Source organism: Niveispirillum sp. GW835-FHT14G11, assembly GCF_058793615.1.
This window is the reverse complement of record NZ_JBXAFZ010000009.1, coordinates 108,048-123,243: the sequence shown is the minus strand read 5'-3', so window position 1 is coordinate 123,243 and position 15,196 is coordinate 108,048. Positions and strand designations below refer to the sequence as shown.

Here is a 15,196-nt window from a genome sequence, read left to right as displayed (position 1 = left end):
TCACACCCCCCCGGCCTGGGTCAGACGCAGGGTCTGGATTTTGCGCTCCGCCAGTTCCGCGCGCATGCGCAGGATCACGGTGGCGATGAAATAGGACTTGAAGGCCGCCGCCAGGATCAGCAGCGGCCACAGCATGTCGCCATGGATGCTGGGCCCGCCCATGCGGATCACCGATGCCGGCTGGTGCAGCGTGTTCCACCAATCCACGGAGAATTTGATGATGGGCACATTGATAGCCCCCACCAGCAGCAGGATCGACCCCGCGCGGTTGCCGCGCTGCGGATCGTCGAACGCATCCACCAGCGCCATATAGCCCAGATAGAGGAAGAACAGGATCAGGACAGAGGTCAGGCGCGCGTCCCACACCCACCATGTACCCCACATCGGCTCCCCCCACAGGCTGCCCGTCACCAGACACAGCAGCGTGAAGCCGGCCCCCAGCGGGGCGGCGGCACGCGCATAGACCTCGGCCAGCGGATGGCGCCAGACCAGGGCGCAGGCCGCCGCCAGGGCCATGGAGCTGTAGGTGAACATGGCCATCCAGGCGGCGGGCACATGGATATACATGATGCGCACCGTGTCACCCTGCTGATAATCGCCGGGGCTTGCCACCAGGGCCAGATACAGGCCGGAGACGAAAAGCAGGGCCGACAGGGCCGAAACCCAGGGCAGAATGATGGCGGCCAGGCGCAGGAAGCGGGCAGGATTGGCGAAGCGATGCATGGTGCCCCCTTTGTAGCACGCAGGCGCGTCGTTTCACACCGGTGCCAGAGGCCACTGCGCTGATTTGATCCAGCACAGCCGCGGTGCGCTCACCCCCAGCGCCCGGACCGCAGCGCGCGGGCGTCCACCCCGTGTCCCGACAGGGGCATGGCGCTATGGACCAGGGCCGTGGCCATGTCGGCTTCCAGCGGCTTGGCGAACAGGTATCCCTGCGCCCGGTCGCAGCCCATCTGGCGCAGCAGCGCCTCCTGCGCTTCCGTCTCCACGCCCTCTGCGACCACGCCGAATTCCATGATGCCGGCGATATGCAGGATGGCGCTGACCAGGGCCATGCCCTTTCCGTCCCGCACCATGCCGTTCACGAAACTGCGGTCGATCTTGATCGTGTCCACCGGCAGGTTCTGCAGATAGGCCAGCGAGGAATAGCCCGTGCCAAAATCATCAATGGCCAGCCCGATACCCAGGTCGCGCAGGCCCTGCAGTATGGCGATGGCATCCCCGCCCTGGCCGATCAGCCCGCTTTCGGTGATCTCCAGCCGCAGCCATTCCGGCCGGCATTCCGTCATCTCCAGCACGCCGGTGACCCAGCGCACGATGTCCAGGCGCGACGGGTCCAGCTGATAAGGCGACAGGTTGACGGAGACATAGAGCGGATTGTCCGCCCTGTCGCGGTTCCATTTCGCCACCTGCCGGCAGGACTGGACCAGGATATGGTTGCCCAGCGGCACGATCAGCCCCGTCTGCTCCGCCACAGCCACGAAGGTGGTGGGCGGGATGGGGCCATGTTCGGCATCGGTCCAGCGGGCCAGGGCCTCGAACCCCGCCAGCTCCCCGTCGGCCAGGCGCACGATGGGCTGGAAGACGGGGCGCACGCCATTGCTGAAATAGATGGCCTGGCGCAGCCGGTCATAAATGATGTGGCGTTCGGTCAGCCGGGCCCGCATGGCGGCGTCGAAGACGCGCTTGCCACCGCCGCCCGCCGCCTCGGCCTCGGCACTGGCGATCTCCGCGTCGCGCAGCAGGGCCGCGGCATCGCTGGCCCCATCGGCCGTGGGCACCACACCCAGGCTGGCCGTCACGAACATCTCGCGCCCCGCCACCGACAAGGGTGCGCGCAGCGCGTCGCGCACGGTATGGGCCAGATGCTCCACCCGTTCCGCACCATTGTCGAAGGAGAGCACGGCGAATTCGCCCGTGTCGATGCGGCCCACCAGGTCGTCGGACGGCAGGCAGTCGCGCAGCCGCTTGCCCACCGCCGCCAGCAGCGCGTCGGCATCCGCCTCCCCCAGCGCCGCCTTCACGGCGCGGAACCGGTCCAGGCCGACGACGGTGACGGCGATGTCGGTATCCACGCCCAGCGCTTGGCGCAGCGCCTGCAGGATATGGGCGCGGTTGGGCAGGCCCGTCACCCGGTCGAAATTGGCCATGACATGCAGTTGCTGCTCCGTCCGGCGGCGATAGATTTCGGCCTGGCGTTCGGCCAGCAGATGGTGCAGCTCCTGCGCCACCTCCAGTTCGGCAGCGGTCCAGCCGGTCCCGTCCCGGCGCAGCAGCACGACATGCCCGTCCGGCACGTCGATGCACAGAATGCCGGTGCGCCAGGCGATGCCTTCGCGCCGCGCCCCCCCCTCGCGCCCCAGCCGTTCCAGCCAGTGCGGCAGGGGCGGCAAATCCCGGCTGGCCCAATGGCTGCCCTCGATCCCCGCCACCATGCCCTCATGGGGCAGCAGTTCGCCCATCACGGGATGGGCCGCAACCAGCCCGTCGGTCAGGTTCACACCCTGGCGCAGCAGACGGCCCAGCCGGGTCAGGCCGCGCGCGGCCGCCGTGCGGGCGGCGATGCTGGCCCGCTCCTCCAGCGTGGCGATCTGCGCGGCCACGATCTCACCCAGCGCCTCGCAGAGCGCGCGCACGGACGGGCTGATGGAATGCGGCTTCACGCTTTCGCACCAGAGATAGCCCCAGAGTCGCCCACCCACCAGCAGGGTGACGGCCAGCACGCCGCGCACCCGGCGGCGCGTGGCATGGCCCTGGAACATGTTGGTGGGGTGGCGCAGGCTGGCGCGGCTGAGATCGACGGGCACACCGGTGACCGGGTTGATCGTCGGCACCATCGGAACCGGCTGCCCGCCCATGTCACGCACCAGCCGGGCGCGGTTCAGTTCCAGCAGCGTGGTTTCCAGGGGGCGCAGCGGCACAAAACTTTCCGCCAGCCCGCCCTCGGCACCAACGGAGGCGGTTTCGGCCAGCACCTGGCCGGGGCTGCCTTCCGGCATGCGCACGAACAGCACCCGATCATACCCGGTCAGGCGGCGCAGATCCTGGACCACGGCATGGGCCAGATCGGCCACGTCGCCGATATGGCGATAGCGGCGGATGGCGGCGCCGAAGCCCGCCGTTACCATGCCCGCGTCACCCAGCGGCGACGCCGCCTCGATCTCCAGGATCAGGCCTGCGGCATCCCAATGGCCATGCGCGATCAGCCGCAGCCTCTCACCGTCGCGATCAAGGCGCAGTGCCACCGGACCGATGGCGTCGGCGCCGGCCTGGGCGATGGCGCGGTCCAGCGCGCGTGACGCCACAGGACCCAGCAATTCCCCCACCTCGCGGCCCAGCGCCTCTTCCACCGGCCGGCCCAACAGGAAAGGCAGGTTGGCGCTGGCCTGTATCAACCGCCGGTCGGCAGCGTCCAGCACCATCAGCCAGCCATGGGGCTGCACCAGATCCAGCCTCTCGCCGGACGCGTCGCCGCCCGCCGCAATCAGCGACAGGGGGTCCGGCAATCCAAGGGCGGGGGGGACCAGCATCGGCGGCATGCAAGACCAGTCAAAGGGAAAGGAAGTCCGGATACGAGAAGAACAAGGGATGGTCCGCCCGTCGGTGCGATTGATCACATAGAGGCGGAGGCGTTAATATTGCGTTGAGGTCGCCCGCGTAAATGCGTTGAATCAAATGCAACCCGTGACAACCGTCATGTCGATCAGCATGCCCTGGACGTATCCAAATTGGCAACAACGGAATTGGTTTCGGCCTACCTCCTTCGTGATCATCGTCACGAAAGTGGTAAGACGCCTAGTATCTTGATCCGCAGCGAAATTGCGTCGGCGGCATGGGACGTGCTAACGATAATGTCAAAAGAATGTTCTGGTCGGAGTTTGCCCGGACCATGCGGATCGAATGCTTTATGCCAGCCGGTTTCCCGGGTGCGGCCCGCGCCTCGCGGGCAGCTGGCGTTTTGGTCCCGTCCCCGCCCCGGGGATGGCGGAGTACGCGATGCTAGGCTCCTTTCTTCGTCGCCTGACCGGCCAGTCCCCCGAACCGGTCCGCACCCCCGTTCCCCCGCCCCCGGTGGAGGAGGCGGCTGTCGATGCCCCTCCCCCGGTGGACGCCGCGGGCGAGCCCGAGCCGACGCCGCCCGGTCCCGAGATGCCGCCATTTTCGGGCGGACCGGGCAAGAGCCCCGTCTTCTCGTCCCGCGCTGTGCGCGACGCCACCGTGGTGACGGGCACGATCGAGTCGCTGACCCGATTCGTGGATGGCCATGACCAGTTGGACGATCTGGCCTGGCGCCTGGAAAGCCTGACGGCCGACCAGGTGAATTTCCTGCAATTGTCGGCCGAACCCGGGCTGATCCAGCGCGCCCAGGCCCGCAGCGAGACCTTGAAGGGCGCCAAGGCGGCGGCACTGCGCAAGCTGCTGACCGATCTGGCCGGTGGCGCCATTCCCGAGCCGGTGAACCGGGTCAACCCGCTGGCGCCCAAGGGCCCGATCCTGCCGCCACTGACCTCGCTCCAGTCGCGCACGGCCGAGGGGGGCGCGTCGCCGGCGGCCCCCAGTCTGGGCCCGGCCAATCCAACCCCGCCCGCCCCCGGTGGACCCAGCCTGACCACGGCCCCGCCGATGGGCAACCGGCCCATTCCGCCGGCCCCGTCCCGCCCGCAATCGCCGCCGCCCGCCCCGCCCCCGCGGCTGCCGGCCGTGCCCCCCGTTGCGGCCCCGCCCCTTACGGCCGTTTCCGTGACCCTGCCGCCCCTGTCGGCGGCGGAACCCGTGACGCCGGCACCGGAGCCCGCCCCCAAGGCGGAGGCCCGTCCGACGGAGGTGAAGCTGCCGGAGCCCGAGGCAAGGCTGGCACCGCCATTGGCCAGGCCGCCCGAACCCAGACCGGTGGAACAGCCAAAGCTCCCCGAACCCAAGGCACCGGAAGCCAAGGCCTTCATGCCGAAGGCGCCGGAACCCAGGGTACCGGAACCGGCGAAGGCGGCGGAACCGCCACCCCGCCCCGCCCCGGCACCCGAACCGCCCGCCCCCACCCCGTCCGTGCCCCGTCTGGGGCGTGAGGATGCGGAGGCGCGCCGGGCCCGCCTGTTGGCATCCTTGAACGACACACTCTCCTCCAGCGAGGCCGCCCCATGAGCATGCCGTCCAGCGACACCACCGACGCGCGCAAGCCGGTGGAGACGGGGGCCACAGGCGCACCCCTGACCGGGGAAGTGCAGGATAGCGTCGACGCGTTCGACTATGCGGAAACCATCGTCCGCGACCTGGCCCTGCATGTCGGCTCCCGTCTGCGCGATTTCCGCTCCGATCTGGCGGCCATGCATTCGGCCGTGGTCCAGCTGCCGGAAACGATGAAGATCAATGCCCTGGGGCAAAGCATCCAGGAGCTGCGCGAACGCCTGGCCCATCTGACCGGTGTGGTCAGCCAGCAGGTGACCCGCTATCCGGAGGAGCTGGATCGCGTTTCGAAATCGGCGGCGGAGCTGCTGAACCGCGTGGCCGGGCTGGAAAGCTGGATCGCCGCGGCCCGCCAGACCATGGCCCAGGGGGAGGTGCCCAACCTGCCTCTGCCCACGGGCGGCTTCGTCGGCCATGACCAGTTCGAGGCCATCATCGGCCAGGTGCATGAAAGCATTCTGCGCGTCGTCGGTGCCGTGCGCGACCTGCAACTGGATGTCCGCGACATCCGCAGCGACATCCGCAAGCCCGGCGGTGACGCGCCGGCGATGGACAGCACCGTGATCGACCATGGCCCGGCCCTGGTGGATCTGTCGCGCCGCCTGTCCGCCCTGGAAAACCGGCCCAGCCCGGCCAGCGGCCAAGCCCTGGCTGACCTGGAACGCCGCCTGACGGCGCTGGAGAACCGGCCGGAGCCGGCGGCCCCACCCGCCGCCGCGGTCACCGTGCCCGCCGCACCGGCCCAGCCAGACATCGCTGCCCTGGTCTTCGGCGCCTGGCACCGGCTGTCGCTGCCGGCGGGCGACAAGGCCCTGGCCCAGACGGTGGAGGCGGTGCTGACCACGCTGGCCCGCACCTTTGACCAGACCACGCGGTCGCCGCAGGTGGCCAAGGGGTCGGGCATCATGGCCGTGGCCAGCGCCGTGCGCGGCGCCACGCCGATCACCGCCCTGCTGGCCACCGAGGATCTGTGCGGCCGCACCTGGACGCTGGGGGCGGAAGGGGCGGAGATGGCGGCCGCCATCGATGGCGACAAGCCGGCTTCGCTGCGCACCCCCTGCTGGCGCGCCCTGCTGGCCGCCACAGCCCTGGTCGAACAGCAGCAGCCGGGCACCAAGGTGCTGCCGCTGCTGGTCTATGGCCATGGCAGCATCGACAAGCTGCCGTCGCGCGACGACATGCTGGCCTATGGCGCCCGCCTGGGCGTGTCGGCGGCCACGGAGCGGCTGCTGGTCGTCGGTGCGCCGGACCAGTCCGCCCATGGCGGCTTCGCCCAGCCCCGGGACCTGATGGCCGCGCTGACCGATCTGGGGCTCTGACCCTCCATGGCACGGCTGCTGGTCACCGGCTTTGCCCCTTTCCTGGGCCATGCCGTCAACCCCACCGCCTGGCTGGCCGAACGGCTGGACGGGGCAATGGTGGCGGGTGCGACCATCACCGGCGTGCGCCTGCCCGTCACCTTCACCGGGGCGATGCCGGCCCTGCGCGACGCGGTGGCGGCCCACCGGCCCGATGCCGTCATCATGTTCGGCTTGGCCTATGACACGGACGTGATCCGCCCGGAACGGCTGGCGCTGAACCTGGACGATGCCACGGCCCCCGACAATGACGGCATGGTCCGCCGCAACCAGCCTATCGATGCCGCGGGTCCCATGGGCTACTGGTCCTCCCTGCCCCTGGACGCCATCATCGATGATCTGGAAGCGGGCGGCTTTGCGGTGAAGACCAGCCGCGATGCCGGCGGCTATATCTGCAACCACCTGTTCTTCGGCATGCGCCACGCGTATCCCGATATACAAGCCGGCTTCATCCATGTGCCGCCCTTTCCCGACGGCGTGAAGCCGGAGGACCGGGGTCACCGTACGGGCATGGAACCCGACCGGCTGGAACAGGCGGCGCGGATCATTCTGGCGCGTGTTGCAGCAATGCTGTAGGATTTTTATCCTTTAGCCCTGACACTGGCACAGTCGGAGTTCCGGTCCCCTTGCCTCTGAAACACCCCCGATTTTCTGTTGCATGATGTTGCACAGGACCGGAGTCCGGTTACGACCAACTCCGAATTGCTCCCTCAGCGCTCTGCATTTGCTTGGTTGCACAGGCGAAAGCCGATACGATGGGTGACCACCCCCCGCTCCCAGTCCGGGACCTTCCGGAACCATGCAGATTTATCTTCCCATCGCTGAAATCTCGGTCAACGCCCTGTTGATCCTGATCCTGGGCGGCGGGGTCGGGTTCCTGTCGGGCCTGTTCGGCGTGGGCGGCGGCTTCCTGATGACGCCGCTGCTGATCTTCATCGGCGTGCCGCCGGCCGTGGCGGTGGGCACCCAGGCCAATCAGCTGGTCGGCGCGTCGGTCTCCGGCGTGCTGGCCCATTGGCGGCGCAACAATGTCGATGTGAAGCTGGGCGCCGTCATGCTGGCGGGCGGTGCCGTGGGCACCGGCCTGGGCGTCTGGCTGTTCGGGCTGCTGCAGCGGCTGGGCCATATCGATCTGGTGATCTCGCTGTCTTATGTACTGTTCCTGGGCACGGTCAGCGCGCTGATGCTGACCGAAAGCGTGCGGGCCATCGTCAAGGGGCGCGGGGCGCCGATGCGCTCCAAGCTGCACCACCATACCTGGCTGCATGGCCTGCCCTTCAAGATGCGCTTCCCCCGGTCGCGGCTCTATATCTCGGCCTTGCTGCCGGCCCTGATCGGCTTCATCGGCGGGGTGCTGGTGGCGATCATGGGCATTGGCGGCGGCTTCCTGCTGGTGCCGGCGATGATCTATATCCTGGGCATGCCGACGGCGCTGGTGGCCGGCACGTCGCTGTTCCAGATCATCTTCACCACCGGTCTGGCGGCGTTCCTGCAGGCGGTGACCAACCAGACGGTGGATATCGTCCTGGCCCTGCTGCTGCTGGTCGGGGCGGTGATCGGGGCGCAGTTCGGCACCCGCGCCGGGGCCAAGCTGCGCGGCGAACAGGCCCGCGCCCTGCTGGCCATGATGGTGCTGGCCGTGGCGGTGAAGCTGGCCGTGGACCTGATCGTCCGGCCGGAGGATGTCTTTTCCATCACCCTGCCGGTGCTGACATGAGGGCGCGGCGCGGGCTTGCAGCGGTGTCGCTGGTCCTGGCCGGCTTCTGCCTGTGGCAGGCATCAAGGCCGGCCTGGGCACAGTCGCTGGTGGCCGACCTGTCCAGCCACCTGATCGCCATCACCACCGGCTTCACCGGCACCGATGTGGTGCTGTTCGGCGCCGTGGATGGCGACGGCGACGTGGCCGTGGTGGTGCAGGGCCCGGAGGCGGAGGTGACGGTACGCCGCAAGGAGCGGGTGGCCGGCATCTGGATGAATACGGAGGATGTGGCGTTCGCCCGCGTGCCGGCCTATTACAATGTCGCGCTGACCGCACCGCTGGACGGGGTGGTGCCGCCGATGGTGCTGCAACGGCATGAGATCGGCCTGGACTATATCCGCCTGCTGCCGGAGAAGGCCAAGCTGACGCCGGAGAAGCTGGCCGAGTTCCGGGCAGCATTGATCCGCAACAAGCAGCGGGCCGGGCTGTACACGACGGAGGTGGGGGAGGTGTCATTCCTGGGGCAGCGCCTGTTCCGTACCCGCATCTTCTTTCCGGCCAACGTGGCCACGGGCACCTATACCGCGTCGGTCTTCCTGATCCGCGACGGCGACGTGGTCAGCGCCCAGACCACGCCGCTGCTGGTCTCCAAGATCGGCTTTTCCGCCAACGTGTTCGAGTTCGCGCAGCGCCAGTCGGTGTTCTACGCCATCCTGGGCATCATGCTGGCCGTCACCTCGGGCTGGCTGGCCGGCATCATATTCCGCAAAACATGACAATGGCTTCGGGGGTACCCATGACCCAGACCGACAAGACCCGCATCTTCCTGGTCGTCGTGGACGAGACGGAGGAGATGACCGTCGCCCTGCATTACGCCGCCCGCCGCGCCCGCACCACCGGCGGCAAGGTGGCCCTGCTGCATGTCATCCCGCCCAGCGAGCTTCAGCATTGGGGTGCCATCGAAGAGCTGATGAAGCAGGAGCAGCGGGAGGAGGCGGAGCAGCTGATGCAGCGGCTGGCCAAGGAGGTGGTGGATATCGCCGGCACCATGCCCATGCTCTATATCCGCGACGGCCAGGCCAGCGAGCAGCTGATGAAGCTGATTCAGGAGGAACCCAGCATCTCCATCCTGGTGCTGGCATCCGGCACGGGCCGCGGTGGGCCGGGGCCCCTGATCAGCTATGTGGTGGGACAGATGGCGGGTGCCCTGTCCATCCCCGTCACCGTCGTGCCGGGCTATCTGTCCGACGATCAGCTGGACGCGATTACCTGAGCCCCCGCCAGCGTTCCAGCGCCGCACGCAGGGCGTCGGCGAAATCCCGGCGTTCGTCGGGCGACAGGTAACCGCCCACCACCAGCTGCCTGCCATGGCTGGTCAACGTGATCTGGCTGCCGGGCCGCAGCGGCTCATCCAGATGCACCCGCAGCCAGCCGGGCGGCAAGGTCCAGCGCTGGCGACGGTTGGCGGGGTCCACCCGCTCCACCGTCAGCGCCCGGTCGGTCAGTTCCACCGTCTCGCGCGCATGGCCGCTGCGATAGCTAGCCTTGAACGCCCAATAGAGCAGTGCCACGTCCACACCCATGAAGCCGATGACCGGCCAGGCCCCCGACAGATAGAAGCCAAGGCCCGTGGCCAGGCTCAACGCCCCCACACACCAGATCAGCCGCCGGAACCCGGCCGGGCTCAGGCTGCGATGGGGATGGATCACGGCCCGGAACAGGACCGTGCCGTCCGGTGATGGGGCGGCCGCATCATTCATGACCAGGACGATAGGACGGGCGGGAGAGCCCGGCAAGGCAGGGCGATTGCGACAGGCTGTCCCGGCCCCTATGGTAGGGGCATCCTCCCCTGTCGGATTGCCCCACCCGTGAAGCGCGCCGCCATCGACGAGTTCTTCCACCGCCTGTCGCAGGCCAATCCGGAGCCGAAGACGGAGCTGGAATATTCCAACCCCTACACCCTGCTGGTGGCCGTGGTGCTGTCGGCCCAGGCCACCGATGTCGGCGTGAACAAGGCGACGAAGGCCCTGTTCGCCAAGGCCGACAACCCGGCCGCCATGGTGGCCCTGGGCGAGGCGGTGGTGCGTGACCATATCAAGACCATCGGCCTTTATAAGAACAAGGCCGCCAACACCATCCGGCTGTCGGAAATCCTGCTGGCCAAGCATGGCGGAGAGGTGCCGCAGCGGCGGGAAGACCTGGAGGAACTGCCCGGCGTGGGGCGCAAGACGGCGAATGTCGTGCTGAACACCGCCTTCGGGCAGCCGACCATCGCCGTGGATACCCATATCTTCCGCGTGTCGAATCGCACCGGCCTGGCGCCCGGCAAGGATGTGGTGGAGGTCGAACAGGGCTTGCTGAAGCGCGTGCCGAAGAAATGGCAGCTGAACGCCCATCATTGGCTGATCCTGCACGGGCGTTATGTCTGCAAGGCGCGCAAGCCGGATTGCCCTGTCTGTATCGTCCGTGATCTTTGCGGGTTTGAGGCGAAGGTGCTGGAATAGGAACCACAAGTTGATGAGTACCCCGCCCGATCCGGGTTTCGCGCTGTATGTGCATTGGCCGTTCTGCGCGTCCAAATGCCCGTACTGCGACTTCAATTCCCATGTCCGGGAAAAGGTCGACCAGCCGCGCTGGGCCGAGGCGATGTTGCGCGAGCTGGATCATTTCGCCGACCTGACGCCGGGCCGCCAGCTGACCTCGGTATTTTTCGGTGGCGGCACCCCGTCGCTGATGCCGCCCTCCACGGTGGAAGCCATCCTTCGCCGCGCCGATGCGCGCTGGGGCCTGCCGGCCGGGACGGAGGTGACGCTGGAGGCCAATCCCACCAGCGTGGAGGCGGACAAGTTCCGCGCCTTCCGCGCCGCCGGCGTCAACCGCGTCAGCCTGGGTATCCAGGCCCTGAACGAAGCCGATCTGAAGGCACTGGGCCGCCGGCATTCGGCCGTTGAGGCACTGACCGCCATTGGCCTGGCCCGCGACATCTTCCCCCGCTACAGCTTCGACCTGATCTATGCCCGTCCCGGCCAGACCGTGGCGGCATGGCGGGAGGAACTGAGCCGTGCCCTGGACCATGCCGTGGGCCACCTGTCGCTCTATCAGCTGACCATCGAGGAAGGCACGCAGTTCCACACCTTGCATGCGCGCGGCGAACTGGTCCTGCCGGCGGAGGAGCTGCAGGGCGACCTTTATGCCGCCACGCAGGAGGTGCTGAACGCTGCCGGCCTGCCGGCATACGAGGTGTCCAACCATGCGCGGCCCGGTGAGGAAAGCCGGCACAATTTGACCTATTGGCGCTATGGCGACTATGTCGGCATCGGGCCGGGCGCCCATGGCCGCCTGACCCTGCCCGGCCAGGGAAAGATGGCCACCCGCACCCATCGCGCCCCGGAAATCTGGCTGGAGCGCACCCTGTCCGCCGGCACCGGTGCCAAGCCGTTGGAAGGCGTAGCGGAACCGGACCGGCTGACCGAGATGCTGATGATGGGCCTGCGCCTGTCGGAGGGCGTGCCGCTGGCGCGTATCGAGGCGGAGACGGGAAAGCCCCTGGACGCCTGGATCGATCCGGCCCGCCTGGACAGCCTGATGCGCCACGGCATGCTGGAACGGCGCGGCGACGTGCTGGCCGCCACGATGGACGGGCGCGAGCGGCTGAACGCCGTGCTGGCCAGCCTGCTGGGTTGATCACCAGATCATACGTGCACTTGATGAAATGATTTTCTGAACTAACTTCCTATCCGGCTGGATAGGAAGTTGGGTATATATGTTTCCATCTTCGCTGTTAAATATTGGTCAAATCATATGGAAGTACTGGAAACAGTCAGATCGTCCATCGGGCAGTTTCCTGTATCCATCACGGAAATTAAATCCATCGGCAAATGCTTCGGTGAACAAATCATTGTGCGCCGCGCAGGGGTCGGTACAGCATGGACAGACCAAAGATGCGTGATAACGGGCCGGTGACAAATCGCGAAATCCTGATGAATGACGGCGACTTGCTGGTGTCCAAGACGGATACAGGCGGGCGCATCACCTTCGTCAACGACGCCTTCGTCGCCATCAGCGGCTATAGCGAGCAGGAGTTGCTGGGCGCATCGCACAATCTGGTCCGCCACCCGGACATGCCGAAGGAGGCCTTCGCCGATCTCTGGGCCACGGTGAAACAGGGGCAACCCTGGGAAGGGCTGGTCAAGAACCGCAGCAAGAATGGCGACCATTACTGGGTCCGCGCCAACGTCACGCCCCTGCTGGAGGATGGCGAGATCGTCGGCTATATTTCCATCCGCACAAAGCCGGCCCGCGCCGACATCGCCGCCGCCGCCGCGCTCTATACCGATATCCGCACCGGCCGCGCCCAGCATCTGGCGATCCGGCAGGGCGATGTGGAACAGATCGGCTGGCGCGCCACCGCCCGTCGCTGGTTCAGTTCGGTCCGCGGCCGCCTGGCCCTGGCCTTCGCGCTGATGCTGGTGCTGCAGGCGCTGATCGGCACTATCGGCATGACGGGCATCCGACATGAGGAACAGCGCATCGTCGCCCTGAATGAAGAGGCCGTGATGCATATGCGGCGGTTGAAGACCGTGTCGGACGCCTATGCCGTGTTCATCGTCGATGCCTCGCACAAGGTGCGCAACGGCAATTTCACCTGGGAGCAGGGCATCGGATCGATCGAGAAGGCCAAGGCCGATATCGGGCGCGAGTGGTCCGCCTTCACCGCCGCAGGGCTGGACGCCGAGGAACGGGAGAATGTCGCCAAGGTCACCCCCCTGATCAACGCCGCCGACCGGACGGTGGATGACCTGCTGCGGGCCTTGCGGGCCCAGGATCGGGCTGCCCTGGATCTGCTGGTCAAGGAAAGGCTGTACCAGACCATCGACCCGGTCGGCGACGTGATCAGCCAGCTGACCGAACGTCAGCTGGCCCATGGCCCTGAATTCATGGCTGCCGGCACGGCGGAGCGTGATTTTCTGTTCCTGGTGATGCTGGGCGCCGGGGTGCTGGGCGTCGCCCTGACCATCGCCGCCGCCCTTTGGCTGCTGCGCACCGTCCGCCGGCCGCTGGACAGCATGGCCAGCGCCTTCGCCGCCATCGCCGGTGCGCATCTGGATTACCGCATCGACCTGCCCGCCGCCCCGGAATTCCGCGACGCCTTTACCGAACTGCGGGCCACGCGCGCAAAACTGGCCTTTGGCAAGGAGGAACAGCGCATCCGCGATGCCCGGTCTAAGACCGAGACGCGCATGCGCCTGCTGGCGACCTGTCAGGCTATCGAGACCGACCTGATCGCCACCTGGCAGGGGGTGGAACAGAGCTGCCAGCGCGTCGTCAATGGCATGGGCACGCTGTCCGGGTCGATGGTGTCGGTGCGCGAACAGGCGGTGGTGCTGGCGACGGTAGCCGAACAGACCTCCGCCAATGCCCAGAACGTGGCCGCCGCCACGGAGGAACTGGGCGCCACCGGCACGGAGATCGCCCGCCAGGCCGCCCTGTCCGGCCAGGTCGTGGCTCGCGCCGTGGCCAGCGCCCGTGACGCCCAGGCGGCGGTGGTGCGCATGGCGGACGCAACGGGCGAAATCCAGGCCGTGGTCGGGCTGATCGCGGAGATCGCGGCCCAGACCAACCTGCTGGCGCTGAACGCCACGATCGAGGCGGCGCGGGCGGGAGAGGCCGGCAAGGGCTTCGCCGTCGTCGCGTCGGAGGTGAAAAGCCTGTCCACCCAGACACGCAGCGCCACGGAGGATATCGCGCGCCGCATCGACGCCGTGCGTCAGGCCGTGGCAGGCAGCGTCGAGGGCATCCGTGCCGTCATCGATGTGGTGGAGGAGATCAACCACACCGCCACGGCCACGGCCGCGGCCGTGGAGGAACAATCCGCCGCCAGTGCCGAGATCGGGCGCAATGCCGAGGAATCGGCCGGCGGCGCCAGCCAGGTCTCCGACAGCGTCGCCCGCGTCAGCGGCGATATCGACGCGGCGAACGCGGTCGCCACCGACATGCAGGCCAGGGTGGAGGAGACCCAGCGCGCCGTCGGCGCCCTGCGCAACCGCCTGCTGACCACGCTGCGCCAGTCGGTGGCCGGCGACCGTCGTGGTAATGACCGCATTCCGACCGACCTGCAGGTCACGGTCCAGTCGGGCGGCGCACGGCACGACACAAGGCTGCTGGACCTGTCGGTGGACGGCGCCCTGCTGGCCCGCACGGAAGGGCTTTCCAGCCAGGAAGGGCAAGCCCTGACCATCATCCTGCCGGAGGTGGGGACCATCGCCGGCCAGATGGTCGGCAAGAGCGAGCTGGGCCTGCACGTGATGTTCGAGCCCGAGAGTGAGAAACAGCAGGCGCTGGAACAATATGTCCAACGGTTGATCAACGCCGAATCGACATTCGTCACCTTGGCCCAGGATACGGCGGCTAAACTGGGATCGGCCCTGGCCGATGCCCTGCGGGCGGGCCGGATCGACGCGGCGGACCTGTTCTCCACCGAACTGGAGCGCATCCAGGGCTCCGACCCGGAACAATACATCGCCCCCTTCACCGCCCTGACCGATGCCCTGTTCCCCGCCATCCAGGAACCGGTCCTGGCCCGGGACCCGCGCATCCAGTTCTGCGCCGCCGTCAATGGCGTCGGCTATCTGCCCACCCACAATGCTCGCGTGTCGGAAGCGCCGCGCCCCGGCCAGCGCGACTGGAACCTGGCCCATTGCCGCAACCGCCGGCTTTACGAGGACAGCGCCGGCCTGGCCGCCAGCCGCAACAGCCGTCCCTTCCTGATCCAGGCCTATATGCGCGACATGGGCGGCGGACAGGTGGTGCGCCTGAAGGAGGTGGACGTGCCGATCACTGTCAACAACCGTCGCTGGGGCAATCTGCGCCTGGCCTATCGCGGCTGATGATCGGCACCGCCCCCATGCGCATTCGGCCCGCGCGTGGGGGCTTTCGTCCTTCGGCGAATGCCGCTATA

At 67.8% G+C, this 15,196-nt stretch carries 12 protein-coding genes; 9 read left to right on the top strand and 3 right to left on the bottom strand.

Features of this window, described 5'->3' with window-relative positions; all coding sequences use genetic code 11:
* Both AC1Q7F_RS17550 and AC1Q7F_RS17545 read right to left on the bottom strand, forming a co-directional pair.
* Positions 1-723: a heme ABC transporter permease gene (locus AC1Q7F_RS17550; protein ID WP_492509166.1), complete on the bottom strand. Its 723-nt coding sequence runs from the start codon at positions 721-723 to the stop codon at positions 1-3.
* 89 nt (positions 724-812) lie between these two features.
* A complete protein-coding gene (locus tag AC1Q7F_RS17545) occupies positions 813-3,530 on the bottom strand; it encodes an EAL domain-containing protein (RefSeq protein ID WP_492509164.1) in 2,718 nt (905 codons plus the stop codon).
* A 466-nt stretch (positions 3,531-3,996) separates the two neighbouring features.
* Here AC1Q7F_RS17545 and AC1Q7F_RS17540 point away from each other — a divergent pair, with 466 nt between their 5' ends.
* From AC1Q7F_RS17540 to AC1Q7F_RS17515, 6 genes are all read left to right on the top strand, one after another.
* A complete protein-coding gene (locus AC1Q7F_RS17540) occupies positions 3,997-5,139 on the top strand; it encodes a hypothetical protein (protein ID WP_492509162.1) in 1,143 nt (380 codons plus the stop codon).
* Positions 5,136-6,500, top strand: a complete 1,365-nt coding sequence (locus tag AC1Q7F_RS17535) for a hypothetical protein (RefSeq protein ID WP_492509160.1) — start codon at positions 5,136-5,138, stop codon at positions 6,498-6,500. The genes AC1Q7F_RS17540 and AC1Q7F_RS17535 overlap by 4 nt, the downstream gene beginning before the upstream one ends.
* 6 nt (positions 6,501-6,506) lie before the next feature.
* On the top strand, positions 6,507-7,115 hold the full coding sequence (locus AC1Q7F_RS17530; RefSeq protein WP_492509159.1) for a pyroglutamyl-peptidase I: 609 nt from the start codon (positions 6,507-6,509) through the stop codon (positions 7,113-7,115).
* A 223-nt stretch (positions 7,116-7,338) separates the two neighbouring features.
* A complete protein-coding gene (locus AC1Q7F_RS17525) occupies positions 7,339-8,256 on the top strand; it encodes a sulfite exporter TauE/SafE family protein (protein WP_492509157.1) in 918 nt (305 codons plus the stop codon).
* Positions 8,253-9,014 (top strand): TIGR02186 family protein, encoded by a 762-nt coding sequence (locus AC1Q7F_RS17520; RefSeq protein WP_492509155.1) that lies wholly within the window; start codon positions 8,253-8,255, stop codon positions 9,012-9,014. Before AC1Q7F_RS17525 ends, AC1Q7F_RS17520 begins: the two co-directional genes overlap by 4 nt.
* A gap of 20 nt (positions 9,015-9,034) precedes the next feature.
* Entirely contained in the window at positions 9,035-9,511 is a 477-nt protein-coding gene (locus AC1Q7F_RS17515) for a universal stress protein (RefSeq protein ID WP_492509153.1), read from the top strand.
* On the opposite strand, the gene AC1Q7F_RS17510 is transcribed toward AC1Q7F_RS17515, so the two are convergent.
* Positions 9,504-9,998, bottom strand: a complete 495-nt coding sequence (locus AC1Q7F_RS17510; RefSeq protein WP_492509151.1) for a DUF2244 domain-containing protein — start codon at positions 9,996-9,998, stop codon at positions 9,504-9,506. The genes AC1Q7F_RS17515 and AC1Q7F_RS17510 overlap by 8 nt on opposite strands.
* A 108-nt stretch (positions 9,999-10,106) precedes the next feature.
* Here AC1Q7F_RS17510 and nth point away from each other — a divergent pair, with 108 nt between their 5' ends.
* The 3 genes from nth (at position 10,107) to AC1Q7F_RS17495 (ending at position 15,125) form a co-directional block, all read left to right on the top strand.
* Positions 10,107-10,742, top strand: a complete 636-nt coding sequence (gene nth / locus AC1Q7F_RS17505) for an endonuclease III (protein WP_492509149.1) — start codon at positions 10,107-10,109, stop codon at positions 10,740-10,742.
* Between the two features lie 13 nt (positions 10,743-10,755).
* The gene (gene hemW / locus AC1Q7F_RS17500) at positions 10,756-11,922 is read left to right on the top strand and encodes a radical SAM family heme chaperone HemW (RefSeq protein ID WP_492509147.1); all 1,167 of its coding nucleotides are present in this window, start codon (positions 10,756-10,758) and stop codon (positions 11,920-11,922) included.
* 257 nt (positions 11,923-12,179) lie between these two features.
* On the top strand, positions 12,180-15,125 hold the full coding sequence (locus AC1Q7F_RS17495; protein ID WP_492509145.1) for a methyl-accepting chemotaxis protein: 2,946 nt from the start codon (positions 12,180-12,182) through the stop codon (positions 15,123-15,125).
* The last annotated feature ends 71 nt before the right edge of the window (positions 15,126-15,196 follow it).